This window comes from Acinetobacter sp. C26M (genome assembly GCF_023702675.1).
Classification (GTDB): Bacteria; Pseudomonadota; Gammaproteobacteria; order Pseudomonadales; family Moraxellaceae; genus Acinetobacter.
Map to the genome: position 1 here is coordinate 1 of NZ_CP098478.1, position 25,372 is coordinate 25,372.

Annotated in this window: 17 protein-coding genes, 2 tRNA genes and 3 rRNA genes; 17 read left to right on the forward strand and 5 right to left on the reverse strand. The window is 42.7% G+C overall.

What is annotated here, in order from left to right; genetic code table 11:
- From dnaA to gyrB, 4 genes are all read left to right on the forward strand, one after another.
- Positions 1 to 1,407, forward strand: coding sequence for a chromosomal replication initiator protein DnaA (dnaA, locus tag NDN11_RS00005; RefSeq protein ID WP_167251583.1), 1,407 nt, complete (start codon positions 1 to 3; stop codon positions 1,405 to 1,407).
- Positions 1,408 to 1,497: 90 nt separating this feature from the next.
- Positions 1,498 to 2,646, forward strand: a complete 1,149-nt coding sequence (dnaN, locus tag NDN11_RS00010; protein ID WP_167251585.1) for a DNA polymerase III subunit beta — start codon at positions 1,498 to 1,500, stop codon at positions 2,644 to 2,646.
- A gap of 28 nt (positions 2,647 to 2,674) precedes the next feature.
- Entirely contained in the window at positions 2,675 to 3,757 is a 1,083-nt protein-coding gene (gene recF / locus NDN11_RS00015) for a DNA replication/repair protein RecF (RefSeq protein ID WP_167251587.1), read from the forward strand.
- Positions 3,758 to 3,805: 48 nt separating this feature from the next.
- The gene (gyrB, locus tag NDN11_RS00020; protein WP_251110414.1) at positions 3,806 to 6,274 is read left to right on the forward strand and encodes a DNA topoisomerase (ATP-hydrolyzing) subunit B; all 2,469 of its coding nucleotides are present in this window, start codon (positions 3,806 to 3,808) and stop codon (positions 6,272 to 6,274) included.
- Between the two features lie 35 nt (positions 6,275 to 6,309).
- On the opposite strand, the gene NDN11_RS00025 is transcribed toward gyrB, so the two are convergent.
- The 4 genes from NDN11_RS00025 to NDN11_RS00040 form a co-directional block, all read right to left on the reverse strand.
- Positions 6,310 to 6,486, reverse strand: coding sequence for a hypothetical protein (locus NDN11_RS00025; RefSeq protein ID WP_251110415.1), 177 nt, complete (start codon positions 6,484 to 6,486; stop codon positions 6,310 to 6,312).
- Positions 6,470 to 7,627 carry a PepSY-associated TM helix domain-containing protein gene (locus NDN11_RS00030; RefSeq protein WP_251110416.1) on the reverse strand — a complete coding sequence of 386 codons (1,158 nt, stop codon included), beginning with the start codon at positions 7,625 to 7,627 and terminating at the stop codon, positions 6,470 to 6,472. The genes NDN11_RS00025 and NDN11_RS00030 overlap by 17 nt, the downstream gene beginning before the upstream one ends.
- Positions 7,628 to 7,833: 206 nt before the next feature.
- The gene (locus NDN11_RS00035; protein WP_167251595.1) at positions 7,834 to 8,391 is read right to left on the reverse strand and encodes a VTT domain-containing protein; all 558 of its coding nucleotides are present in this window, start codon (positions 8,389 to 8,391) and stop codon (positions 7,834 to 7,836) included.
- Between the two features lie 326 nt (positions 8,392 to 8,717).
- The gene (locus NDN11_RS00040) at positions 8,718 to 10,646 is read right to left on the reverse strand and encodes an ATP-binding cassette domain-containing protein (RefSeq protein WP_251111571.1); all 1,929 of its coding nucleotides are present in this window, start codon (positions 10,644 to 10,646) and stop codon (positions 8,718 to 8,720) included.
- Between the two features lie 213 nt (positions 10,647 to 10,859).
- On the opposite strand from NDN11_RS00040, the gene NDN11_RS00045 reads away from it, so the two are divergent.
- The 5 genes from NDN11_RS00045 (at position 10,860) to erpA (ending at position 16,032) form a co-directional block, all read left to right on the forward strand.
- The gene (locus tag NDN11_RS00045; RefSeq protein ID WP_251110417.1) at positions 10,860 to 11,867 is read left to right on the forward strand and encodes a putative solute-binding protein; all 1,008 of its coding nucleotides are present in this window, start codon (positions 10,860 to 10,862) and stop codon (positions 11,865 to 11,867) included.
- A 188-nt stretch (positions 11,868 to 12,055) separates the two neighbouring features.
- A complete protein-coding gene (locus NDN11_RS00050; protein WP_167251599.1) occupies positions 12,056 to 13,057 on the forward strand; it encodes a putative solute-binding protein in 1,002 nt (333 codons plus the stop codon).
- A 216-nt stretch (positions 13,058 to 13,273) separates the two neighbouring features.
- Positions 13,274 to 14,281 (forward strand): putative solute-binding protein, encoded by a 1,008-nt coding sequence (locus NDN11_RS00055; protein ID WP_167251600.1) that lies wholly within the window; start codon positions 13,274 to 13,276, stop codon positions 14,279 to 14,281.
- Between the two features lie 289 nt (positions 14,282 to 14,570).
- Entirely contained in the window at positions 14,571 to 15,575 is a 1,005-nt protein-coding gene (locus NDN11_RS00060) for a putative solute-binding protein (protein WP_251110418.1), read from the forward strand.
- A 121-nt stretch (positions 15,576 to 15,696) separates the two neighbouring features.
- Positions 15,697 to 16,032, forward strand: coding sequence for an iron-sulfur cluster insertion protein ErpA (gene erpA, locus NDN11_RS00065; RefSeq protein WP_130163104.1), 336 nt, complete (start codon positions 15,697 to 15,699; stop codon positions 16,030 to 16,032).
- 60 nt (positions 16,033 to 16,092) lie between these two features.
- On the opposite strand, the gene NDN11_RS00070 is transcribed toward erpA, so the two are convergent.
- Complete coding sequence (locus tag NDN11_RS00070) at positions 16,093 to 17,226, reverse strand: anhydro-N-acetylmuramic acid kinase (protein WP_167251604.1); 1,134 nt, start codon at positions 17,224 to 17,226, stop codon at positions 16,093 to 16,095.
- 61 nt (positions 17,227 to 17,287) lie between these two features.
- On the opposite strand from NDN11_RS00070, the gene tyrS reads away from it, so the two are divergent.
- From tyrS to NDN11_RS00110, 8 genes are all read left to right on the forward strand, one after another.
- A complete protein-coding gene (gene tyrS, locus NDN11_RS00075; RefSeq protein WP_251110419.1) occupies positions 17,288 to 18,520 on the forward strand; it encodes a tyrosine--tRNA ligase in 1,233 nt (410 codons plus the stop codon).
- A 498-nt stretch (positions 18,521 to 19,018) separates the two neighbouring features.
- Positions 19,019 to 20,556 (forward strand): 16S ribosomal RNA (locus NDN11_RS00080).
- Positions 20,557 to 20,615: 59 nt separating this feature from the next.
- Positions 20,616 to 20,692, forward strand: a tRNA-Ile gene (locus tag NDN11_RS00085).
- A gap of 55 nt (positions 20,693 to 20,747) precedes the next feature.
- Positions 20,748 to 20,823: transfer RNA gene (locus NDN11_RS00090), tRNA-Ala, on the forward strand.
- 364 nt (positions 20,824 to 21,187) lie between these two features.
- Positions 21,188 to 24,078, forward strand: a 23S ribosomal RNA gene (locus NDN11_RS00095).
- Positions 24,079 to 24,237: 159 nt separating this feature from the next.
- Positions 24,238 to 24,352, forward strand: a 5S ribosomal RNA gene (gene rrf / locus NDN11_RS00100).
- The 16S, 23S and 5S rRNA genes sit together here with 2 tRNA genes alongside, the layout of an rRNA operon.
- 118 nt (positions 24,353 to 24,470) lie before the next feature.
- On the forward strand, positions 24,471 to 24,935 hold the full coding sequence (locus NDN11_RS00105; protein ID WP_251110420.1) for a GNAT family N-acetyltransferase: 465 nt from the start codon (positions 24,471 to 24,473) through the stop codon (positions 24,933 to 24,935).
- 26 nt (positions 24,936 to 24,961) lie between these two features.
- The gene (locus tag NDN11_RS00110; protein ID WP_167248403.1) at positions 24,962 to 25,363 is read left to right on the forward strand and encodes a cytidine deaminase; all 402 of its coding nucleotides are present in this window, start codon (positions 24,962 to 24,964) and stop codon (positions 25,361 to 25,363) included.
- Positions 25,364 to 25,372 lie beyond the last annotated feature (9 nt).

The following is a 25,372-nucleotide window of genomic DNA, read 5'->3' on the forward strand; positions in this document are numbered from 1 at the left end:
ATGCTCTGGACAGACTGCTTAACTCGCTTGCGACAAGAGCTATCTGATAACGTCTTTGCGATGTGGATTCGTCCTTTGGTTGCTGAAGAGGTTGATGGTGTGATGCGTTTATATGCACCTAACCCTTATTGGACTCGTTATATTCAAGATAATCATTTAGAACTGATTTCAATTCTTGCGGAACAATTGTCTGAAGGCCGTGTGCGTCAGGTTGAGATTCTGGTTGATTCTCGTCCTGGGACGATTCTGTCGTCTCATGAGCAACCTGCTACCACGACTGCTGCTTTAACTAGTAGCTCAAATATCCCTATTTCAGCTCCAGTAAAAGTTAAGAAAGAATCTGATTTGGTACAGCCAAGTCAGAATGTCACTAAAATACCGAAAAAAAGACAGCTAAATCCTCTATTTACGTTCTCTTTATTTGTGGAAGGTCGTTCTAACCAGATGGCGGCTGAAACTTGTCGTAAGGTTTTAACGCAGTTAGGCGCTTCTCAACACAACCCTTTATTCTTGTATGGTCCTACAGGTCTAGGTAAAACTCACTTAATGCAAGCAGTCGGCAATGCACTGTTACAAGCCAAACCAAATGCAAGAGTGATGTATATGACCTCGGAAAGTTTTGTACAAGACTTTGTCAGTTCATTACAAAAAGGCAAGGTAGAAGAGTTTAAGAAAAATTGCCGCTCTTTAGATTTGTTATTGGTCGACGATATTCATTTATTGGCTGGTAAAGAAGCTAGTCTTGTTGAGTTCTTCTATACTTTCAATGCCTTACTTGATGAGTCTAAACAAATTATTTTAACATCGGATCGTTATCCAAAAGAACTCACCGAGCTTGATCCACGTTTGGTTTCTCGCTTTTCGTGGGGGTTGTCAGTGGGGGTTGAACCACCAGATATTGAAACTCGTATCGAAATTTTGTTGAAAAAAGCGGAAAATAGTGGTGTGGAATTACCGCGAAATTGTGCTTTATTTATTGCACAGCAAGTGGTCGCGAATGTACGTGAGCTTGAAGGTGCATTGAACAAAGTCGTGGCGATTTCACGTTTTAAAGGCACCGCGATTGATTTAGATGTCGTCAGAGAATCTCTAAAAGATGTGTTGGCGATTCGTGCACGAACCATTAGTGTGGAAAATATCCAGCGAGTGGTCAGTGAATACTTCCGAATCCCATTAAAAGAACTGATTGGGCCAAAACGTACTCGTATTTATGCACGCCCACGTCAGTTGGCAATGGGACTTGCACGTGAATTAACTGGGGATAGTTTCCCGGAAATTGGTATGGCTTTTGGTGGTCGTGACCACAGCACCGTGATGCATGCCTGCGAAAAAGTGGTCAGTCTGCGGGAAGAAGACCCAATTTTTAATGAAGACTATAAAAATTTACTTCGCTTGTTACAAAGTTAATCTATTTTTCAGAGTTGCAAACTGCTTTTAAGTGCAGCATAGTACACTGCTAACATTCATATCGGCTTCTGTTGTAAGAGGAATAAAATCGTGCGTTTGAAAATCGCTAAAGAAAGTTTAGTCAATGTTTTATCACATGTGGTGGGGGCTGTAGAACGTCGCCATACTTTGAATATTCTTTCAAACGTTAAAATTCAAACCACACAACAAGCCTTAACCATTACGGGCTCTGACTTAGAAGTTGAATTGGTTGCAAGCACAACGTTAGCTGAAGGTGCATGCTTAGAAGCGGGTGAAACCACAGTTCCTGCGCGTAAATTAGTCGAAATTTGTAAATCTCTTCCTACAGCGGCATTAATTGACCTACAAATTACTGAAGATCAGCGCTGTATTTTAAAATCAGGTAATAGCCGTTTCGTATTGGGTACACTTCCAGCTGAAGATTATCCATTACTCACCACTGAAAATAGCCAAGGGACACAAGTTCAGGTAACGCAGCGTGAATTGAAGCGATTATTTGAAAAAACTGCCTTTGCAATGGCAGTTCAAGATGTACGTTTTTATTTGACGGGAACCTTGCTAGAAATTGATCAAAATCAATTACGTACAGTCACTACTGATGGACATCGTTTAGCTTTGTGTGAAGTGTTGGCTTCATCGACAGCAGCATCACCAATGCAGGCTATTGTTCCGCGTAAGGCTGTAGGTGAATTACAACGTCTGCTAAGTATTGAAGATGAACAATTGACGCTGTTGATTGGGCGTGAATTATTGAATGTCACCATTAACACACCAAGCCGCGATAAAGAGCAGGGTGATATTACGGTTCGTTTTACGACTAAATTAATTGATGGAAAGTTCCCTGATTATCGCCGTGTAATTCCTAAAAATGGTGATAAGCATGTCTTTATTGCACATGATGTGTTTAAACAATCTTTACAGCGTGTTGCGATTTTAAGTAATGAGAAACTCCGTGGCGTTTTCTTGAATTTTAATCAAGATTCATTGCAGTTGCGTGCCAATAACCCAGAACAGGATGAGGCGGTCGAAGATATTGCAATTCAATATCAAGATGCACCTCTAGAAATGTCATTTAATGCGCAATATATCCTGGATGTATTGAGTGTGTTAGATGGCGATGATGTGAAAATGAGCATGAGCGAAGCCAATCAATCTGTACTTGTCCAAGATCCTGCACATCCTGATCAAACTTATGTTGTCATGCCAATGCGTGTTTAACGGGCATTGATTATTTGAGTTTAAAATCATGCAAATCACGCGTTTAAATATCGAACGTGTACGTAATTTAAAGGCGGTTGCACTCAATGAGTTGCAACCGTTTAATATTTTTTACGGAGCCAACGGTTCTGGAAAAACCTCAATTCTTGAATCGATCCATTTATTGGCTACAGGGCGTTCATTCCGTACCCATATTCCGAAACATTACATTCAATATGATGCTGGTGATGCGATTGTGTTTGCACAATCCGCTAGTGAACGTATTGGTATGCAGAAATTGGCTTCAGGTGAGCAGTTAATCAAAGTCAATGGCGATACCATTGCGACACAAGGTCAATTGGCGAAATTACTGCCTCTACAGCATATTGATCCGCAAAGTACCGATATTATTGATCATGGCGCTAAACCCAGACGACAATTGTTGGATTGGTTGATGTTCCACGTGGAACCTGAGTTTTATTTCGCTTGGCAGTATTATTCTCGGGCATTAAAACAGCGCAATAGTTTACTCAAAACACGGCGTAATCTCAGTCTGGCTGATTTAGAGCCGTGGAACAAAATGCTCAGTGATTATGGCGAAATTTTGCACTCGCAACGTGTTGGAATTGTGGAGCAATGGAATCAGTTCTTTCATGAAGATTTACGCCAATTATTACCAAATCTTGAGATTGAGCTGGAATACAATGCTGGTTTTCATACTGAGCAAGGCTTGTTGCAGGACCTGATACAACAGCATCAAAGAGATATTGATCGTCGCTATACCGAATATGGCCCCCACCGTGCAGATTTACGCTTAAAAACACCGTTTGGTAATGCAGATGATGTGTTATCTCGTGGACAAAAAAAGTTGTTAATCATGGCATTAAAACTGTCACAAATTGCAATGCTGCATGCGAGTAACAAGGAAACTGTGGTATTATTAGATGATCTGACAGCAGAGTTAGATTTAGCTGCACAACAACGTTTAATTGAGCGACTGAGTCAATTGGGGAGTCAAGTTTTTATGACCACTTTAGACCATACGTCGGTATTAAAACACTTACATGATTTGTCGATTCCTTTTCAATTATTCCACGTTGTTCACGGCCAAGTTCATCTCGCTGCGCCATAATTTTATTTCCTCTTTTTTGGATAGATTAGAATTTACTAGGGAGTAACCATGAGTTCAGAGTCTCAATCAGTCTCTCAAACAGAACAAACAAATGAAAAGGCTTATGATTCCTCTAGTATTAAAGTATTACGTGGATTAGACGCGGTTCGTAAACGTCCTGGCATGTACATCGGTGACACTGATGATGGTACAGGTTTACATCATATGGTGTTTGAGGTGGTGGATAACGCCATCGATGAAGCTTTAGCAGGACACTGTGACGAGATCATCGTAACCATTCACGAAGATGAGTCGGTGAGCGTTTCGGATAACGGTCGTGGAATTCCAACCGATATTCATCCTGAAGAAGGGGTGTCTGCGGCAGAAGTGATTCTGACCATCCTGCATGCGGGTGGTAAATTCGATGACAACAGCTATAAAGTTTCGGGTGGTTTACACGGTGTAGGTGTATCGGTTGTAAATGCCTTATCTAAAAAATTGCATTTGACCATTCACCGTGCTGGTCAAATCCATGAGCAAGAATACGCGCATGGCGATCCGCAATATTCATTAAAAGTTGTGGGTGAAACCGATACATCGGGGACAACTGTTCGTTTCTGGCCAAGTGAGCTGACATTTAGCCAAACCATTTTTAGTGTAGATATTTTGGCACGTCGTTTACGTGAGCTTTCGTTCCTTAACGCAGGAGTACGTATCGTACTGCGTGATGAGCGTGTCAATCTTGAGCATGTCTACGATTATGAAGGTGGTTTATCTGAGTTCGTTAAATATATTAACGAAGGTAAAACCCATCTCAATGAAATCTTCCACTTCACGATGGATGCAGACAATGGCATCGGGGTTGAAGTTGCATTGCAGTGGAACGATAGCTATCAAGAAAATGTTCGTTGCTTTACCAACAACATTCCACAGAAAGATGGTGGTACGCACCTTGCAGGCTTCCGTGCAGCATTGACCCGTGGCTTAAATAGCTACATGGAAAATGAAAGTTTATTGAAGAAAGAAAAAGTTGCTGTCACAGGTGACGATGCGCGTGAAGGCTTAACCGCTATTATTTCAGTGAAAGTGCCTGATCCTAAATTCTCTTCACAGACAAAAGAGAAATTGGTTTCGAGTGAAGTAAAGCCAGCGGTTGAACAAGCCATGAACAAAGAGTTTTCTGCATATTTGCTCGAAAACCCTCAAGCGGCGAAATCGATTGCGGGCAAGATTATTGATGCAGCACGTGCGCGTGACGCAGCACGTAAAGCACGTGAAATGACCCGTCGTAAGAGTGCTTTGGATATTGCGGGCTTACCAGGTAAGTTGGCAGACTGTCAGGAAAAAGATCCAGCATTGTCTGAATTGTATTTAGTCGAGGGTGACTCTGCTGGTGGTAGTGCCAAGCAAGGTCGTAACCGTAAGATGCAGGCAATTTTACCGTTGAAAGGTAAAATTCTGAACGTTGAGCGTGCGCGTTTTGACAAGATGATTTCAAGCCAAGAAGTCGGTACTTTAATTACCGCTTTGGGCTGTGGTATTGGTCGGGAAGAATATAATCCAGACAAGTTGCGTTATCACAAAATCATCATCATGACCGATGCGGACGTGGATGGTTCACACATTCGTACATTGTTACTGACCTTCTTCTTCCGTCAAATGCCTGAATTGGTTGAGCGTGGCTATATCTATATTGCACAGCCACCTTTGTATAAGCTGAAGAAAGGTAAGCATGAGCAGTATATGAAAGACAATGATGCACTGGAAACCTTCTTGATTTCCAATGCCATTGATGAGCTTTCATTGCATATCAGTGCGGATGCACCAGCGATTACAGGTGAAGCATTAGCCAAGGTTATTGCGGACTATCAAGTTTCGCAAAAGAGCTTACAGCGTTTAACTCAACGTTATCCTGCAAGTTTATTGGATGGTTTGCTTGAGATTGAGTCGTTTAAAGCAGATCACAACCATGAACGTGACTATGTTGAAACGTGGGCTGAGCAATTACGTGTTGCGATTGAAAAGTTACAACCAAGCTTACGTCCTGAGATTAGTTTAGAAGCGTTTGAGCGTGAAAATGCGCAAGGTGAGAAATCAGCACATTATTGGCCACGAGTCACCGTTTATGTACATAACTTACCGCATTCATATTTATTGGATGCAGGTCTGTTAAATTCTGCTGAATATGCGCGTTTACTGAAGAACTCGAAAAGCTGGTTTAAATTGCTTGAGGAAGGGGCTTTTCTACAAAAAGGTGATCGCCGTATTCAGGTCACTAGCTTCCATCAAGTGTGGCAGCACATTTTACAAGACTCTCGTCGCGGTATGATGATCCAACGCTATAAAGGTTTGGGTGAGATGAACGCTGAGCAACTTTGGGAAACCACGATGGATCCTGAGAACCGTAATATGTTGCAAGTAACCATTGATGATGCAATTGAAGCAGATCGCATGTTCTCATGCTTAATGGGGGATGATGTAGAACCACGTCGTGCCTTCATTGAAGAAAATGCGTTAAATGCAGATATTGATGCTTAATCGAATTAGGCATCAATAGCACTCAATATAATGGCTTATCTTTTACGATCATGTAGGAGATAAGCTCTCCACCCTGCAATCAAGATTGGGAGTAGGGTGATAATGAGAAAAATATAATCCGCAATTCCGTCCATCAATAGCATTCCAACAATTCCTGAAATACTACAGAGTGCGAGTAGCCATAAAGTACTCAACTTATTCCACAGTTGCATTGTTGACTCCTTTTAAACCTTTTTGTTGGCGTTTTGCCCACCATAACCATGCGCCATTTAAAGTGATAAATAAGGTGAGTAAGGTACATAGACTCCATAAAATCTTTAATGGCATGCCACCGTAATTGCCAAAATGTAATGGCTGTGACAGTAAAATGGCTTTCAGATAGGTTGGTAATTCTTCAACAGTATCAACTTGTCCTGTTTCTGCATTGACCAATGCCACTTTTAGCATCTTCTCTTTTAAGCCCTCATTGCCTTGTAGTAACACCATATAGTGACCTTGGGTGGCGTATTCAGTTTTAGGATAGAACACAGTAGTGGGGTGCCAATCTGTTTCACCTTTTTGAGCCGAGGCATAGACCTGATCAATGGTTAAATGAGGGTGAATCACTTGGGCATGCTGATATTTATCTTGTAGTGTTTTCAGTTCGGTGATCTGCCAAACTCCAATTGCAACTGTACCAAAACCCAGTAAAAAGCCTGTTAGCGTCACCACCAAAGCCCAACCGAGTACAGCTGAACCAATCAAATTATGCAGATCCAGTTGTAAAAGGCGTTGACCCTTTCTAAAACGGATAATCCCAAAAAAGAATTTTTTCACATAAGGTGCGTATACCACTAATCCTGAAACCAGTGATAAGAACACTAAAAATGCAATCAGTGCACCAATCAATTGTCCAATAAAACCTAAAAACCAATTGGCATGTAATTCCAGTAAAAATCCCGTTAAGGTATCTCGTTCGTTTGGTCGATCAATCAGCGTTGCAGTACCAATATCTGCAAATAGCCAACGTGCTTGTTCAAAACTTTGCTCAGGTTTTGCCATCCCGATGAGGAGTACACCAGGATGATGTTCGGGATCATAGCCTGTGCTGATAATGTGCTCATTGGGGTAAGTCTTCTGCGCAGTCGCAATTGAATCGGCTAGTGGCCGTTGCTGTTGTAAAGAAGAATGTAGGGCTGTAGGTTCGACACCAAGGGCATGATCTATTTCTTCGTGGAAGATCAGAATCACCCCTGTAATGGATAAAATCGCAAAAGGGATCGCGATCACCAAACTCACCCAACGGTGAATCCATAAATTAATACGGAACCAACGGGAATTGGTTTTTTTAACTGAAGATATGGTTTGCTTCATAACTAACTTCCAATGCCGTTTTGTACATTGGTCCCTGAGATTAGATTTTTTATGCAGTGATTCTATTTTTATTGATAATTATTTTCATTACTATTTGCTATTGTTTTTTACGTTCCACGTGAAACTTAGTAGGGAATAAATTGATTAAAAAAAAGCAGGAAAGAGATATTTCCTGCTGAATAAGAACAAACAATATAGTCTGAGAGTTAGCTTTCTACAAAGTCACTCACTTGAATTAATGCATGACCAAATAAATAGCCAGCAGTCACCAGTACGCTGATCCACAATAAAGCCCCCAAGATGTTATAAACAACGAAATGGCTATAATTCATATTGCTTGAGCCCGCGGCCAAGGGTGCAAATGAACGTGCAAAAGGAATAAAACGGGCGAGTAGAATGGTTTTTCCGCCATGTTTCAGAAAGAATACATTGGTCTTTTGTAGATATTCTTGCTTAATAAAGCGTGATTTCATATTAAAAATACGATCACCAAAATGACGACCAATATGGTAGTTCACCATATAGCCCAATGCTGCTGCAAAGAACAGTAAGCTGATCATATAACCAAGATGCATGATTTCAACCACAGAGCATAATGCACCAACGGTGAGTAACAGACTGTCACCAGGTAAGAAGAACATAAAAACAAAAGCGGTTTCTGAAAAAATAATCAGAAAAAGGATGGCATAGATCCATAAGCCGTACTCTTGAACCAAGACCGGCAGAATATGTTCAAAATTAAAAATAAAATCTAAAGAATTCATTCAGTTTGTATGATCCAAAATAGAGTACTCACCAAATTAAAGTACAAAAAATGTGAAATGAATTTAACCCTCAGGATTCATTGGTCACTTATAAATTTACAACAATGGGGGCTGAGTATATCGAGCCTGAGGCTAAAGCTCAATTTTCTGAGAAAATTCTAATTTTTACCTTATCTTAAATTCTCGACAAATTCATGACACTTTTAATGATATTCATTGTGTTTTTAAGTATCTGAGCATTTTTTAGGTCAAGAAAATTAAATAAATAACCCAGTAAGATGAATCCATACACGCTAAATCACGACGTGTATGGATTAATATTCAAGTTAATCTGCAAAAGAGCTTTCCAACTCCTCCAATTGCATCATTAGCTCTAATAGTTGCTCTTCATGCTGTTCCAATTTCGCTTTGAGCTCATTTTGTTCATTCATTAGTTTGATCAAATCATCTTTACGATTCGCCTCATACAGGCCGCTATCCGCTAAGGCATTTTCAATATCGGCTAAACGTGGCTGAACTTTTTCAATTTGAGCTTCGATTTTTTCGATATTTTTGCGAATTGGACGGGTTATTTCACGGCGACGGGCCGCTTCTTTACGCTGAGCTTCTTTATCTATTTTTGCGGCAGGGGATTGGGTCGTTGTACTTTGTTGCTGTGATGCATTCTGTGCATTGATCTGTTGCTGGCGCGCTTCACGTAACCACTTGGCGTAGTCTTGTAAGTCACCCTCAAATTCAGTGCATTTCCCTGCATGAACCAACAGCAGATCATCACAGACACTGGCAATCAATTGACGTTCGTGGGAAACCAAGACCACCGCACCGTCAAAGTCTTGCAGTGCCATGGTTAGTGCAAGGCGCATATCCAAGTCTAAATGGTTGGTTGGTTCATCTAGAATTAATACGTTTGGACGCTGCCATACGATGAGTGCCAAAGCAAGACGTGCACGTTCACCACCAGAGAAGCTCTCACATGGGGTGTCCATACGTTCGCCACTAAAGCCAAAACTACCTAAAAAGGCGCGTAAAGCAGCTTCACTGATGTGTTTGTCGGCAATACGTGCCAATTGCAGCATTGGGCTGGCATTGGCATCCAACGCATCCATTTGATGCTGGGCAAAATAACCAATATTGAGCAGTTCAGAGGCCTTACGTTCCCCTGCAAGTAGCGGTAAATCACCAACAAGGGTTTTGATTAAGGTTGATTTACCCGCACCGTTCATCCCGAGTAAACCAATACGTGAGCTTGGCGTGATTTGCAGACGAATTTTTTCAGCAATGATTTTATCGCCGTAACCAATCGTAGCAGCATCCAGACTCAGCAGCGGTGAACTCATCTTAGTAGGTTCACGGAAACTAAAGGTAAATGGTGTATCGATATGTGCTGGTGCGAGTTGCTGCATGCGCTCTAACTGTTTAATTCGACTTTGTGCTTGGCGGGCTTTGGTGGCCTTGGCTTTAAAGCGGTCAATAAACTTTTGCAGATGGGCACGCGTTTCTTGCTGCTTTTCAAACGCTTGCTGTTGTTGCGCTAAGCGTTCACTACGAGTGGTTTCAAAAGTGGAATAATTACCTGTATATAAGGTCAGTTCTTGATTTTCAATATGTAGAATATGATCGGTAATGGCATCAAGGAAATCACGGTCATGTGAAATCAGCACCAGTGTCCCTTCATAAGCTTTGAGCCAGTCTTCTAACCATAGGATTGCATCTAAGTCCAAGTGGTTGGTTGGCTCATCCAGTAACAATAGGTCTGAACGACTCATCAAAGTACGTGCCAAGTTTAAACGCATCCGCCAACCGCCCGAGAAGCTCGCGACATTTAATTTTAATTGATGATCGAGAAAGCCGAGACCTGCCATCAATTGTGCTGCTTTGGCAGGCGCCGCATAGCCATGAATCTCGTCAAAACGACCATGCAGTCGTGCCAAGTCATCATTACTGAGTTGATCTGGATGCGCTAATTTTTCTTGAATATCCCAATATTCTTCATCGCCTGACAGCACAAAATCAATCGCTGGCATTTCCAAGGCTTTAATTTCTTGCGCCATATGCGCCACAGTCCACACCGCAGGGCGCGTCAGATTACCTTCATCTGCAACCAAGTCTCCTAAAAATGCAGCGAATAGGGTCGATTTACCTGCACCATTCACCCCAGTAAGACCAATTTTCCAGCCTGGATGAAGCTGCATTGATGCTTTTTGGAATAGAACTCGCCCACCACGGCGTAATGAAACTTGGTCAAATTGGATCATGAGCATGCAAAGTAGCAAATAGATAGCTGCATTTTAAGGTGATCGCCCATGAATGCAAATTTTTATATTTAAGATCAAGTTATTCGAATTGAGTTAATCAACTAATGAATAAATAGAGTAAAAGCTCTATTTTTGTGATGCGAATCAGATTATTATTTAAATAATATGAAAAAATAAGCAACAAGATTAAAAGTAGAGTCATAGGATTTAAGGATGAAGAAGGGAATTCTTGCATTGGGGGCAATGCTGGTTTTGGGGAGCTATACAGAAACACATGCAGCGACCAAGATTTGTGTTTTTGATCTATTAGGTAAATCGGGTGAAGCCTATAAGGCCATGGAGGAGTGGGCATTAGCTGCCAAAGCATGGCGCGGTGATATATTTTTGGTGAGTTATCAAAACGAAGCACTGGCTGAAAATGATTTTGAGCAAGGCAGATGTGATGGGGTCTATATGACCTCAATGCGTGCACGCCGTTATAACAAGTTTGCAGGCTCCATTGATGCGATTGGCGCTGTTCCAAGTTATGCCATTGCCCAAAAAGCAATTAGTTTTGCTTTAGACAAACGCAATCAACGCCGTTTGATTAGCACGGTTGATAATGAAAGCTATGAGGTCGCAGGCATTTCACAAATCGGGCTGGCTTATATTTTTGTCAAAGACAAGAAAATGAATACCATTGAGCAAATCAAAGGAAAAAAATTTGCGGTTCTTGGCTATGATGAAGCACAAAAAATTGTAGTTAAAAGCTTAGGCGGGCAAGCAGTACCGTCTGATGTATCTGACATTGCCAAAAAGTTTAACAATGGTCAGGCCGATATTATGGCTGCGCCTGCCTATGCTTATAAGCCCTTAGAACTGCATAAAGGGTTGGGTAATGATGGGGCGATTATTACTTTCCCTGCGGTGAATATGACCATGGATTTAATCATTCGTCCTGAAAAATTCTCCAGTAATTTTGGGCAAAGCTCCCGAGCATGGTTTTTAGGTCGTCTCAATACCAATTTTGCTCTGATCCAACGTCTTGAATCAGAATTACCAGCCAAATACAAAATGAATCTGAGTACTGAAGATAAAACCCGTTATCAGCAAATCTTGCGTGAAGCGCGAATGGGATTGACCAAACGCGGTATTTACGATGCCAGTATGATGAGTGTGCTTAAACGTGCCCGCTGTACTGTAGATCGCACCAATTTTGAATGCACCTTAGGTGGGGAATAGTGGGCGGGTTTATTCTTCTTTTAATTAGTCGGTCTAGGTCTTAGTTGTGAATACTGTGATCGAGATTGTTAAAACTGATGGAAACCCGACGCATGTATATAAAAGCGCTATTCTTTTGGTCGAAATCTGACTATATTGGGTGAGCGCTGATGGAAAATTGTGCAATAAAGCAATAAAGGGAAAACAAGATGAAAAAAGGACTTTGGGCATTGAGCACTGCAGCTCTATTTGTCATGACCACTCCTGTACAGGCAAAACAACAAATTTGTGTTTTTGATTTATTGGGTAAGGCTGGGGAGTCTTATAAACTGATTGAAGAATGGAAGCTGGCTTCTAAAACTTGGCAGGGGGATGTTGAGCTTATTCCTTATCAAGATGAAGAAAAAGCAGAAAAAGATTTTGATGCAGGTAAATGTGATGGGGTCTATATGACCTCGATGCGTGCGCGTAAATATAATAAATTTGCAGGCTCGGTTGATGCCGTTGGAGCAGTCACCAGTAATGCGATTGCGCAAAAGGCGATTACCTACGTGCTAGATAAACGTAATCAGCATCGTTTAACTGCAACGGTGAATGGTGATAAATTTGAAGTTGCAGGAATTATCCAAGTTGGGCTGGCTTATATTTTCGTTCGAGACAAAAAGATCGACACCATTGAAAAAGCCAAAGGCAAAAAATTTGCCTATCTGCATTATGATCAAGCGCAAAAGGCCATAGTTGAAAGTATCGATCTGGTCGCTGTGCCCTCGGATATTTCTGATTTTGTGAAAAAATTTAATAGTGGGCAAGTGGATGTGATTGCCGCACCTGCTTATGCGTATAAACCTTTAGAAATCAGTAAAGGTCTGGTCAATGGTGCATTGTTTAATTTCCCAGTGGTGAATATCACGGGTGACTTGATTATTCGCCCTACACAATTTCCAAATGGTTTTGGTACTCAGTCACGTCAATGGTTTGTGAATAAACTGCCGAGCAACTTTGCCATGGTGCAACGTTTAGAAGCGGGAATGAATGCCAAAAAGATTACTTTGACCAATGAAGATAAAACTCGTTACCAAAAAATGTTACGGGATGGGCGTATGAATTTAACCAAGCAAGGCGTGTACGATGCGAGTATGATGAATGTGCTGAAGCGTGCCCGTTGTACGGTTGAACGGACCAACTTTGAGTGTACTTTGAGTGGTGAATAAAAAAGGAGAATAACTGCATAGATCTAAATCTATACATAAAATTAGGCATATATAACAAAATTGCCTATGAAAATAATAGAAATAGATAAAAGAGGGTAAAAAGTAAACAATCTAGTCATAAAAATAGAGTATAAGCTCTATTTTTTTTCAAAAAACATGATTAATATTTGCTTCGAACAAGGAGACAAACATAAAGTTTGTGAAAGGATGAAAAATATGAAAAAAATTGCACTTGCTCTTGCAGCAACTTCGATCTTTGGTGTATCTGCTTCTACTCAAGCAGCAATAGATGTGTGTGTATTCGACTTATTAGGAAAGTCAGGTGAATCATACAAAATGATGCAAGACTGGGCACTCGCAGCGAAAGGCTGGGGCGCTGATGTCAACCTACTTGCAATCACGGATGAACAGGTTGCAGACAATAACTTCAAAGCGGGTAAATGTGCTGCTGTTGCGATGACAGCAATGCGTGCTCGTCCATATAACAAATTTGCAGGTTCAGTCGATTCATTGGGCGGTGCACCGAGCAATGAAGTTGCACAACGTGCAATTACTTATGTATTGGATGCTCGTAATGCAGCGAAAATGACCACCAATTTGGGTGGTAACAAGTATGAAATCGGTGGTATTGCACCATTAGGTGCTGCTTACATTTTCGTACGTGACAAGAGCATTAACTCAATTGAAAAAGCAGCGGGTAAAAAATTCGCTGTATTGGGTTATGACGATGCGCAAAAAATCATGGTTCAACGTGTAGGCGCGCAAGCGGTACTTTCTGATATTTCTAACTTTGCTGCTAAATTTAATAACGGCCAAGTAGATATGGTGGGTGCGCCTGCGTATGCTTACAAACCATTAGAGTTAAGCAAAGGCTTAGGTTCAAATGGTGCAATGTTTAACTTCCCTGTACTACAAGTCACTGCGGATCTTGTTCTTCGTCCAGAGAAATTCCCAGCTGGTTTTGGTCAAAAATCTCGTGATTACTTTGTGAAGCAACTTCCAAAAGCATTCGCTATGATCAAGCGTTATGAAGCTGAGATTCCAGCGAAGTACAAAATGAATTTAAGTGCAGAAGATAACTTGAAATACCAAAAGTTATTGCGTGACGGTCGTCTAGACTTAACCAAACGTGGTATTTACGATGCAAGTATGATGTCTGTATTGAAGAAAGCGCGCTGTTCAGTAGATAAAGCGAACTTTGAATGTGCATTACCGGGTGAATAATCCATAATCGCCATAACCAAGACTTAAAGCCTAGATTAATCTAGGCTTTTTGTTTTTTATAAGATGTCATTTCAGCCATTGTCTTGATTTGCAAAGACCGTAATCATACAAAGATATAAAAAATTAAATGAAATCGTGAGATTTAAAAATATGTTTGAATCAGGATGATTAAACATGGCTGTATAAAAACATATATTTATTGGTTAATCCATATCACAAGATATGTGCCAATCTTTTGATTTTGATTGGGATTTAACAACAATCAGCATAGATGCAAAGGAAGAATAAAATGCAATGGTTTAGAACTCTATTACTTGCCGCAGGGGTTGCAGCCGTATCTGCAGGTGCTCAGGCAAAACAGACAATTTGTGTATTCGATATCGTGGGTAAAAGTGGCGATGTCTATGCATTGATGAAGGATTATCAGCTTGCTGCAAAAACTTGGGGTGCTGATATTGAGCTTAAAGTTGGAACGAATGAAGCGGTGATTGCAGAAGATTTTAAAGCAGGAAAATGTGATGGTGTGAGTATCACGGGAATGCGTGGTCGTCAGTTTAATCAATTTACTGGCTCGTTAGATGCGATTGGTGCAATTACTGATCTCAAGCTTGCTGTGAAAGTTATGCAGGGCTTAGCCAGTCCAGCTTTTGCCAAAGCGATGGTCAATGGCAAGTATGAAGTCGTAGGTGTAATACCCGTGGGGGATGCTTACTTACTTGTGAATGACCGTAATATCAATACGGTGGCCAAAGCTGCAGGTAAGAAAATCGCTGTTTTAGATTACGATGAAGCACAAAAAATTATGGCATCACAAGTTGGTGCACAAGCGGTAAGCTCAGATATTACGAACTTTGGCGCTAAGTTCAATAATGGTCAGGTCGATATTATTGGTGCGCCAGCTGCAGCATTTAAGCCTTTAGAACTACATAAAGGTTTAGGAACCAAAGGGGCGATTGTCAATTATCCAATTCTGCAAGTCACGGGTAATTTAATTATCCATCCTGATAAATTTCCAGCTGGTTTTGGTCAAAAATCTCGAGAATGGGTAAAAGCACAGTTACCACGTGCCTTTGGTATTTTGGGGAAAATGAAAGCCGATATTCCACAAAAATACTGGATGGAAGTGCCAGCTGCGGATAAACCTGGCTACCAAAAGTTAATGCGTGAAGCACGCATTAATCTGACCGCTAAAGGAATCTATGACAAGCGCATGATGAAATTGTTATGGCAATTCCGTTGCCGTGAAGACGCGAAGAATTTTGAATGTGGCTTACAAGACGAGAACTACAAATAATCGTATAAAAAGTCTTTAACCACACTTTAAACTTCAAATACAGACCCGATATTGAGTATGCTATACTGAATATCGGGTCTTTTATTTATTAAAGACGAAGTGAAGTTGAGGAAAGTCCATCATGAACGCCCAAGCTCTAGAATTGTCAGATAATGCTGCCAAAAAAGTTCGCCAACTACGCGAAAGTGAAGGCAATAACGATCTTATGTTACGTGTTTATGTAACGGGTGGTGGTTGTTCAGGATTTTCTTACGGCTTTAACTTCGCTGAAAGTGTCAATGAAGATGATGCTGAGTTCAGCAATGGTGATGTGAAAGTCTTGGTTGACTCGCTCAGCTATCAGTATCTCGTAGGTTCAGTTGTAGACTATCTTGAAGGATTGGAAGGCTCACGTTTTGTGATCCAAAACCCGAATGCGACCACAACTTGTGGCTGTGGATCATCTTTTTCGATTTAATCGGTTTTTTGATGTAAAAAAAAGCTTCTCCAATTGAGAAGCTTTTTTGTTTTGCGTGCTTTATACCATGGTGATGGTGCCGAGAATACGATCTCCAGCTGCACCAGTCACCGCAGGTAAGTTGCCACTGAGTTGCTGTACAAAACGCATGGCTAACCACGCAAAAGCGGTCGCTTCTACCCATGTTGGAGCTAAATCAAGTGCATCCGTGGTTTGTACCGACCAATTATGCTTACGTAAGCGCCAACGGAGTTGCTCAAGTAAATGTGAATTATAGGCACCGCCACCACAAACATAGATTTCACCAGTCGGCATAGTTTCTTTGCTACGGTAAATCGCTTTTTTGATGGCGCGTGTGGTGAGCTTCATCAACGTGGATTGAATATTTTCTGGCGTATCTTCCAGTTCATCATATTCCAGATCATTGCGCCAATCGCTGAGCTGCTCATCGAGCCATTCTAAATTAAAGTCTTCACGACCTGTGCTCTTCGGAGGCTCTTTAGCGAAAAATTCATGATTCTGCAAACGATCCAATAAAGAACGAATTGGATTGCCATATGCTGCCCAATCGCCATTTTCATCATAAGGATGTCCTGTGTGGCGATGACACCACGCATCCATCAAGATATTGGCAGGGCCGGTATCAAAACCATATACGCCGTCTAAATTATTTGCAGGTAACATACTGACATTGGCAATGCCACCTAAATTTAAAATCACGCGGTGAATGCTGTCATGTTGAAACAGTGCTTGATGGAAAGCAGGCACTAAAGGTGCACCTTGACCACCTGCGGCCATGTCACGACGACGGAAATCCGAGACCACAGGCAGTTGTGTGATTTCTGTGATGATATTGGGATCACCAATTTGTAAAGTGAAGCCATGTTCAGGGCGATGACGAATAGTTTGTCCATGTGAACCGATGGCTTTAATTTGAGTTCGATCTAAATTATTTTGTTCAATCAGTTGATTGATGCCATGCCCAATCATTTGCGCCAAAGCGACATCGGCTTTGCCCATACGATCAATTTCATTGTCATCTGGCAGGGTCAACGCCATCAATTCATCACGTAATTCAGGCTCAAAAGGCACTGTTAGTGTGGCATGCAGCGTTAAAGGGTCGAATGAAGTTGCAACAATATCAACACCATCCATGCTCGTGCCTGTCATTACACCAATATAGATCGCGCTCATATACAACTTATCCTGCAAGATGCTGAAAAAATGTTAGTATATCGCACAAATTGAATAACTGATGTGTTTAGGTTTTGTGATGTCAAATTTCTTGCCAGCCGAAGAACAGCTTGCTCTCATTCAACGAGGCACGCACGAGATTATCTCTGAAGAAGATTTATTGAAAAAACTGAAAGAGAATCGTCCACTCCGTGTAAAAGCAGGCTTTGACCCAACGGCTCCTGATTTACACTTAGGACATACGGTTCTAATTAATAAATTAAAAACCTTCCAAGATTTGGGACATGAAGTCACTTTCTTGATTGGTGACTATACCGCTATGATTGGTGACCCAACGGGTAAAAGCGCAACACGTCCGCCGTTGTCACAAGAGCAAGTAATTGCCAACGCAAAAACCTATCAAGAACAAGTTTTTAAAATCTTAGATCCAAATAAAACCAAAGTTCGTTTTAACTCAGAATGGTTTAATCAAAAATCTGCGGCTGATCTGATTCAATTGGCAAGCCAGCAAACCGTATCACGTATGTTAGAACGTGATGACTTTACTAAGCGTTATAACAATCATCAACCGATTGCGATTCATGAGTTTCTGTATCCTTTGGTACAAGGCTATGATTCGATTGCACTTGAGGCAGATGTTGAGTTAGGTGGTACAGATCAGACCTTTAACTTATTGATGGGCCGTACTTTACAAGGTCGTTATGGTCAAGAGTCTCAAGTCTGCATTACTGTGCCGATTCTTGAAGGTTTAGATGGCGTGAATAAGATGTCTAAATCTTTAGGCAACTATATTGGTGTATTTGATACTCCAGGCGCGATGTATCAAAAAATCCTGTCGATGCCAGATAGCTTGATTGAACGTTACTTTGATCTACTGAGCTTTAAGTCACTTGATGAAATCAAAGTTTTGCTGGATGAAATGGCCGCAGGTTGTAACCCACAAGAGATCAAACGTATCTTGGCGCTTGAGTTGGTTGAACGTTTCCATGATGCAGAAGCAGCTGAAAATGCGCATAAGAGTGCAGGTAACCGTGTAACAGAAGGCGAAGTGCCAGAAGATACACCAGAAGTAACCATTTCTCGCGGTGAGTTTGGTGGTGAGTTATTTATTGCAACTATTCTTCGAGTGGCGGGCTTAAACCCAAATGCAGCGGCAGCAAAAGACGCCGTAGGTCGTGGTGCAGTAAAAGTTGACTGGAATGTGGTTGATATGAGCTTCTCTGTAAAAGAGAATGTTACTTTAATCATCCAGTCGGGTAAAAAAGCCATTGCTCGTGTGACTTTCACTGACTAAATCGAAATGAAAATAATAAAAAGCAGGCCCTGAGCCTGCTTTTTATACGTAAATAGCTGATAAAAACAACGAAAACACTGATTTTGTAGAAAAAAGAAACATGCAAAAGAAAATAATAAAAAAGGGGGTTGTGTCTGCCCTGAAATGCTGTAGAATGCACATCCATCGGCGGTGATGCAGATAAAAACTTGTTGAGAAACAAGGATTTGGCTAGAAAGGTTAGATTCTTGGTTTGATTGATAAGTTTGCTAAATATCTAAATTACCTGTTGACTTTGAAGAAATTTAGAGTAATATAGCCGACCTAGCTTGATGATGACGAATCATCGAGAAGATCATTAAGAGAATAGAAGAACAACTTGTGTGGATTTTTACTGATTGATCGATCGAAAATATTTCATTGATTGAATGGTAGAAATTTCTCGAAGTTTATTTGAGCGAATTTTTAGTCAGAAAATTGATGAGCCAAGATTTGTAGCCATAAGCTACTAATGATTTTAAACTGAAGAGTTTGATCATGGCTCAGATTGAACGCTGGCGGCAGGCTTAACACATGCAAGTCGAGCGGGGAAGGGTAGCTTGCTACCTAACCTAGCGGCGGACGGGTGAGTAATGCTTAGGAATCTGCCATTTAGTGGGGGACAACATTCCGAAAGGAATGCTAATACCGCATACGTCCTACGGGAGAAAGCAGGGGATCTTCGGACCTTGCGCTAAATGATGAGCCTAAGTCGGATTAGCTAGTTGGTGGGGTAAAGGCCTACCAAGGCGACGATCTGTAGCGGGTCTGAGAGGATGATCCGCCACACTGGGACTGAGACACGGCCCAGACTCCTACGGGAGGCAGCAGTGGGGAATATTGGACAATGGGCGGAAGCCTGATCCAGCCATGCCGCGTGTGTGAAGAAGGCCTTTTGGTTGTAAAGCACTTTAAGCGAGGAGGAGGCTCTTCTAGTTAATACCTAGGATGAGTGGACGTTACTCGCAGAATAAGCACCGGCTAACTCTGTGCCAGCAGCCGCGGTAATACAGAGGGTGCGAGCGTTAATCGGATTTACTGGGCGTAAAGCGTGCGTAGGCGGCTTTTTAAGTCGGATGTGAAATCCCCGAGCTTAACTTGGGAATTGCATTCGATACTGGGAAGCTAGAGTATGGGAGAGGATGGTAGAATTCCAGGTGTAGCGGTGAAATGCGTAGAGATCTGGAGGAATACCGATGGCGAAGGCAGCCATCTGGCCTAATACTGACGCTGAGGTACGAAAGCATGGGGAGCAAACAGGATTAGATACCCTGGTAGTCCATGCCGTAAACGATGTCTACTAGCCGTTGGGGCCTTTGAGGCTTTAGTGGCGCAGCTAACGCGATAAGTAGACCGCCTGGGGAGTACGGTCGCAAGACTAAAACTCAAATGAATTGACGGGGGCCCGCACAAGCGGTGGAGCATGTGGTTTAATTCGATGCAACGCGAAGAACCTTACCTGGTCTTGACATAGTAAGAACTTTCCAGAGATGGATTGGTGCCTTCGGGAACTTACATACAGGTGCTGCATGGCTGTCGTCAGCTCGTGTCGTGAGATGTTGGGTTAAGTCCCGCAACGAGCGCAACCCTTTTCCTTATTTGCCAGCGGGTTAAGCCGGGAACTTTAAGGATACTGCCAGTGACAAACTGGAGGAAGGCGGGGACGACGTCAAGTCATCATGGCCCTTACGACCAGGGCTACACACGTGCTACAATGGTCGGTACAAAGGGTTGCTACCTAGCGATAGGATGCTAATCTCAAAAAGCCGATCGTAGTCCGGATTGGAGTCTGCAACTCGACTCCATGAAGTCGGAATCGCTAGTAATCGCGGATCAGAATGCCGCGGTGAATACGTTCCCGGGCCTTGTACACACCGCCCGTCACACCATGGGAGTTTGTTGCACCAGAAGTAGGTAGTCTAACCGCAAGGAGGACGCTTACCACGGTGTGGCCGATGACTGGGGTGAAGTCGTAACAAGGTAGCCGTAGGGGAACCTGCGGCTGGATCACCTCCTTAACGAAAGATTGACGATCGGTAAGAATCCACAACAAGTTGTTCTTCGAAGATGTATCTGAGGGTCTGTAGCTCAGTTGGTTAGAGCACACGCTTGATAAGCGTGGGGTCACAAGTTCAAGTCTTGTCAGACCCACCAAATCTGATTGCAGTAGCTTAGATTGAAAGATATGTCGTTCATTAAATGATAAGCTGGGGACTTAGCTTAGTTGGTAGAGCGCCTGCTTTGCACGCAGGAGGTCAGGAGTTCGACTCTCCTAGTCTCCACCATACATTACGAAGTAATGTAGAAAACGAAAGTTAAATTCCAAGATAGCTTATAGAAATTAATAAATAAGAAGATCGAAAGATCTTAGTTTATTAACTTCTGTGATTTATCACAGTTTACTACTCACCGACGAGGTGGTAGTTAATCATTAACAGATTAGAAAATTGAGTCTGAAATAAATTGTTCACTCAATTCATTCGAAAGAATGAAATTGAGAACTAGCAAAAACACTGAATCAAGCGTTTTGGTATATGAATTTAGATTGAAGCTGTATGGTGATTAAGTTCACAGACAACAAACCAGTAGCAATTAAGTTTGCAACGATAACACTCACTTGTATGTGTTAACGACTGTTTGGGGTTGTATAGTCAAGTAATTAAGTGCATGTGGTGGATGCCTTGGCAGTCAGAGGCGATGAAAGACGTGATAGCCTGCGAAAAGCTCCGGGGAGGCGGCAAATATCCTTTGATCCGGAGATTTCTGAATGGGGGAACCCACCCGCTATAAGGCGGGTATCATAAGCTGAATACATAGGCTTATGAAGCGAACGAGGGGAAGTGAAACATCTCAGTACCCTTAGGAAAAGAAATCAATTGAGATTCCCTTAGTAGCGGCGAGCGAACGGGGAGCAGCCCATTAAGTTGTGTGTGTTCTAGTGGAACGCTCTGGGAAGTGCGAACGTAGAGGGTGATATTCCCGTACACGAAAGGGCACACACAATGATGACGAGTAGGGCGAGGCACGTGAAACCTTGTCTGAATATGGGGGGACCATCCTCCAAGGCTAAATACTCCTGACTGACCGATAGTGAACCAGTACCGTGAGGGAAAGGCGAAAAGAACCCCTGTGAGGGGAGTGAAATAGATCCTGAAACCGCATGCATACAAGCAGTGGGAGCCGACTTGTTCGGTGACTGCGTACCTTTTGTATAATGGGTCAGCGACTTATATTCAGTAGCAAGGTTAACCGCATAGGGGAGCCGTAGAGAAATCGAGTCTTAATAGGGCGTTTAGTTGCTGGGTATAGACCCGAAACCAGGCGATCTATCCATGAGCAGGTTGAAGGTTGGGTAACACTAACTGGAGGACCGAACCCACTGTCGTTGAAAAGCCAGGGGATGACTTGTGGATAGGGGTGAAAGGCTAATCAAGCCTGGTGATAGCTGGTTCTCCCCGAAAGCTATTTAGGTAGCGCCTCGGACGAATACCATTGGGGGTAGAGCACTGTTTCGGCTAGGGGGTCATCCCGACTTACCAAACCGATGCAAACTCCGAATACCAATGAGTACTATCCGGGAGACAGACTGCGGGTGCTAACGTCCGTAGTCAAGAGGAAAACAATCCAGACCGCCAGCTAAGGCCCCAAAATCATAGTTAAGTGGGAAACGATGTGGGAAGGCATAGACAGCTAGGAGGTTGGCTTAGAAGCAGCCACCCTTTAAAGAAAGCGTAATAGCTCACTAGTCGAGTCGGCCTGCGCGGAAGATGTAACGGGGCTAAAACTATGTGCCGAAGCTGCGGATTTGACATTAGTCAAGTGGTAGGGGAGCGTTCTGTAAGCCGATGAAGGTGTATTGAGAAGTATGCTGGAGGTATCAGAAGTGCGAATGCTGACGTGAGTAACGACAAAACGGGTGAAAAACCCGTTCGCTGAAAGACCAAGGGTTCCAGTCCAACGTTAATCGGGGCTGGGTGAGTCGACCCCTAAGGCGAGGCCGAGAGGCGTAGTCGATGGGAAATTGGTTAATATTCCAATACTTCTGTGTAATGCGATGAGAGGACGGAGAAGGTTAAGTCAGCCTGGCGTTGGTTGTCCAGGTGGAAGGTTGTAGGCATGTATCTTAGGCAAATCCGGGGTACTCTATGCTGAGAACTGATAGCAAGCTGTACTTGTACAGTGAAGTGGCTGATACCATGCTTCCAGGAAAAGTCTCTAAGCTTCAGTTACACAGGAATCGTACCCGAAACCGACACAGGTGGTCAGGTCGAGTAGACCAAAGCGCTTGAGAGAACTCTGCTGAAGGAACTAGGCAAAATGGTACCGTAACTTCGGGAGAAGGTACGCTGCTGACGGTGATGGGACTTGCTCCCTGAGCTATTGGCAGCCACAGAAACCAGGCCGCTGCAACTGTTTATTAAAAACATAGCACTCTGCAAACACGAAAGTGGACGTATAGGGTGTGATGCCTGCCCGGTGCTGGAAGGTTAATTGATGGGGTTAGCGTAAGCGAAGCTCTTGATCGAAGCCCCAGTAAACGGCGGCCGTAACTATAACGGTCCTAAGGTAGCGAAATTCCTTGTCGGGTAAGTTCCGACCTGCACGAATGGCATAATGATGGCGGCGCTGTCTCCAGCAGAGGCTCAGTGAAATCGAAATCGCTGTGAAGATGCAGTGTACCCGCGGCTAGACGGAAAGACCCCGTGAACCTTTACTGCAGCTTGACATTGAACTTTGACCTTACTTGTGTAGGATAGGTGGGAGGCTTTGAAGTTGGAACGCTAGTTCCAATGGAGCCGTCCTTGAAATACCACCCTGGTAATGTTGAGGTTCTAACTCTGCCCCGTAATCCGGGGCGAGGACCATGTCTGGTGGGTAGTTTGACTGGGGCGGTCTCCTCCTAAAGAGTAACGGAGGAGTACGAAGGTGCGCTCAGCGTGGTCGGAAATCACGCGTAGAGTATAAAGGCAAAAGCGCGCTTAACTGCGAGACCCACAAGTCGAGCAGGTACGAAAGTAGGTCTTAGTGATCCGGTGGTTCTGTATGGAAGGGCCATCGCTCAACGGATAAAAGGTACTCTGGGGATAACAGGCTGATACCGCCCAAGAGTTCATATCGACGGCGGTGTTTGGCACCTCGATGTCGGCTCATCTCATCCTGGGGCTGAAGCAGGTCCCAAGGGTATGGCTGTTCGCCATTTAAAGAGGTACGCGAGCTGGGTTTAGAACGTCGTGAGACAGTTCGGTCCCTATCTACCGTGGGCGCTGGAAATTTGAGAGGATCTGCTCCTAGTACGAGAGGACCAGAGTGGACGAACCTCTGGTGTACCGGTTGTGACGCCAGTCGCATCGCCGGGTAGCTATGTTCGGAAGGGATAACCGCTGAAAGCATCTAAGCGGGAAGCCTACCTCAAGATAAGATTTCCCTAGGAATTTATTCCTCTAAAGAGCCGTTCGAGACTAGGACGTTGATAGGTTGGGTGTGGAAGCACGGTGACGTGTGAAGCTGACCAATACTAATTGCTCGTGAGGCTTGACTATACAACACCCAAACAGTTGTTGTATTCAAGATAAATTCAATACATAACTTGATTTAGTGTGAAATCTAGTTACAATACCGACTCAATTAACTAATCCGTTAATAACTCTTTCGGTACTAAGTGGCAAAAAACGTAAGACCACCCAAAACCAAAACAGTTTGCTGGCGACAATAGCAAGAGTGAACCACCTGATCCCTTCCCGAACTCAGAAGTGAAACCTCTTAGCGCTGATGGTAGTGTGGCACTTGCCATGTGAGAGTAAGTCATCGCCAGCTTTTAAATCTAAACACCCCCTCCGCTATCGCAGAGGGGGTGTTTTTTATTGTGCGGAACTAAAAATATTAGAATATATCGGCTAAACTCGGTTAAATCATTCTTAAAACTAACAATACAATGAAAATTTCTTTGCTCATAGATCACCCTGAGGCGGTTGGAAAAATTGCAAAGTGGTACTATAACGAATGGGCTTATCTCTCTTTACAGATCACCGAAGAAATGATGTACCACAAGGTGCTGGAAAAAGTAGTTAATCGTGATGTTATTCCCTTAGCAATCGTAGCTCATCATGAAAATGAATTGATCGGTGCCTTAGAACTTAAGCTACGAGAGAATAAAAACTATCCAGAATATGAGCATTGGATCGGTGGGATTTTTGTTGATCCCTTATGGAGAGGGCAAGGTGTTGCAAGTCAAATGATTTTATTGGCAAAAGAAAAAGCCAAAGAATTAGGCGTAACCATGCTCTATTTACAATGTGAAAGCCATAATATTACACTTTATCAAAAGCATGGTTTTAAAGTACTGCATCAAGCCAATCACCATACTGTAGAAACAACAATTATGAGATATGAACAATAAGAATTGCGAAATTATGTGGAGATAAGATGCAACAAAAGCTATTTCAAGCTGCGAAAGACTTCATGGAGAGACGTTATCCTCAAGGTTGGGGCGGTGTTGCGGCACTCGCCACAGAGAGCGGTAAAATTCTACTCAGTGTTGCCCCTGAAACACGAAATGATGCTTTATCACTTTGTATGGAAGTCGGGGCATGCTTGGAGGCACATAAAATCAATGAAAAAATTACACATTCCCTCTGTATATGTAGAGAGTCGGAACATTCAAATATTCTCATTTTAACGCCTTGTGGGATCTGCCAAGAGCGTCTTTCCTATTGGGGTGGCGATGTTCTAGTCGCAGTTAGTACAGCTGAGAACAAATTATTATTTAAACCTTTAAGAGAGTTGATGCCCTATCATTGGTCGATTGTGAATGGGGTACAGCTTTAATGTGGTGTA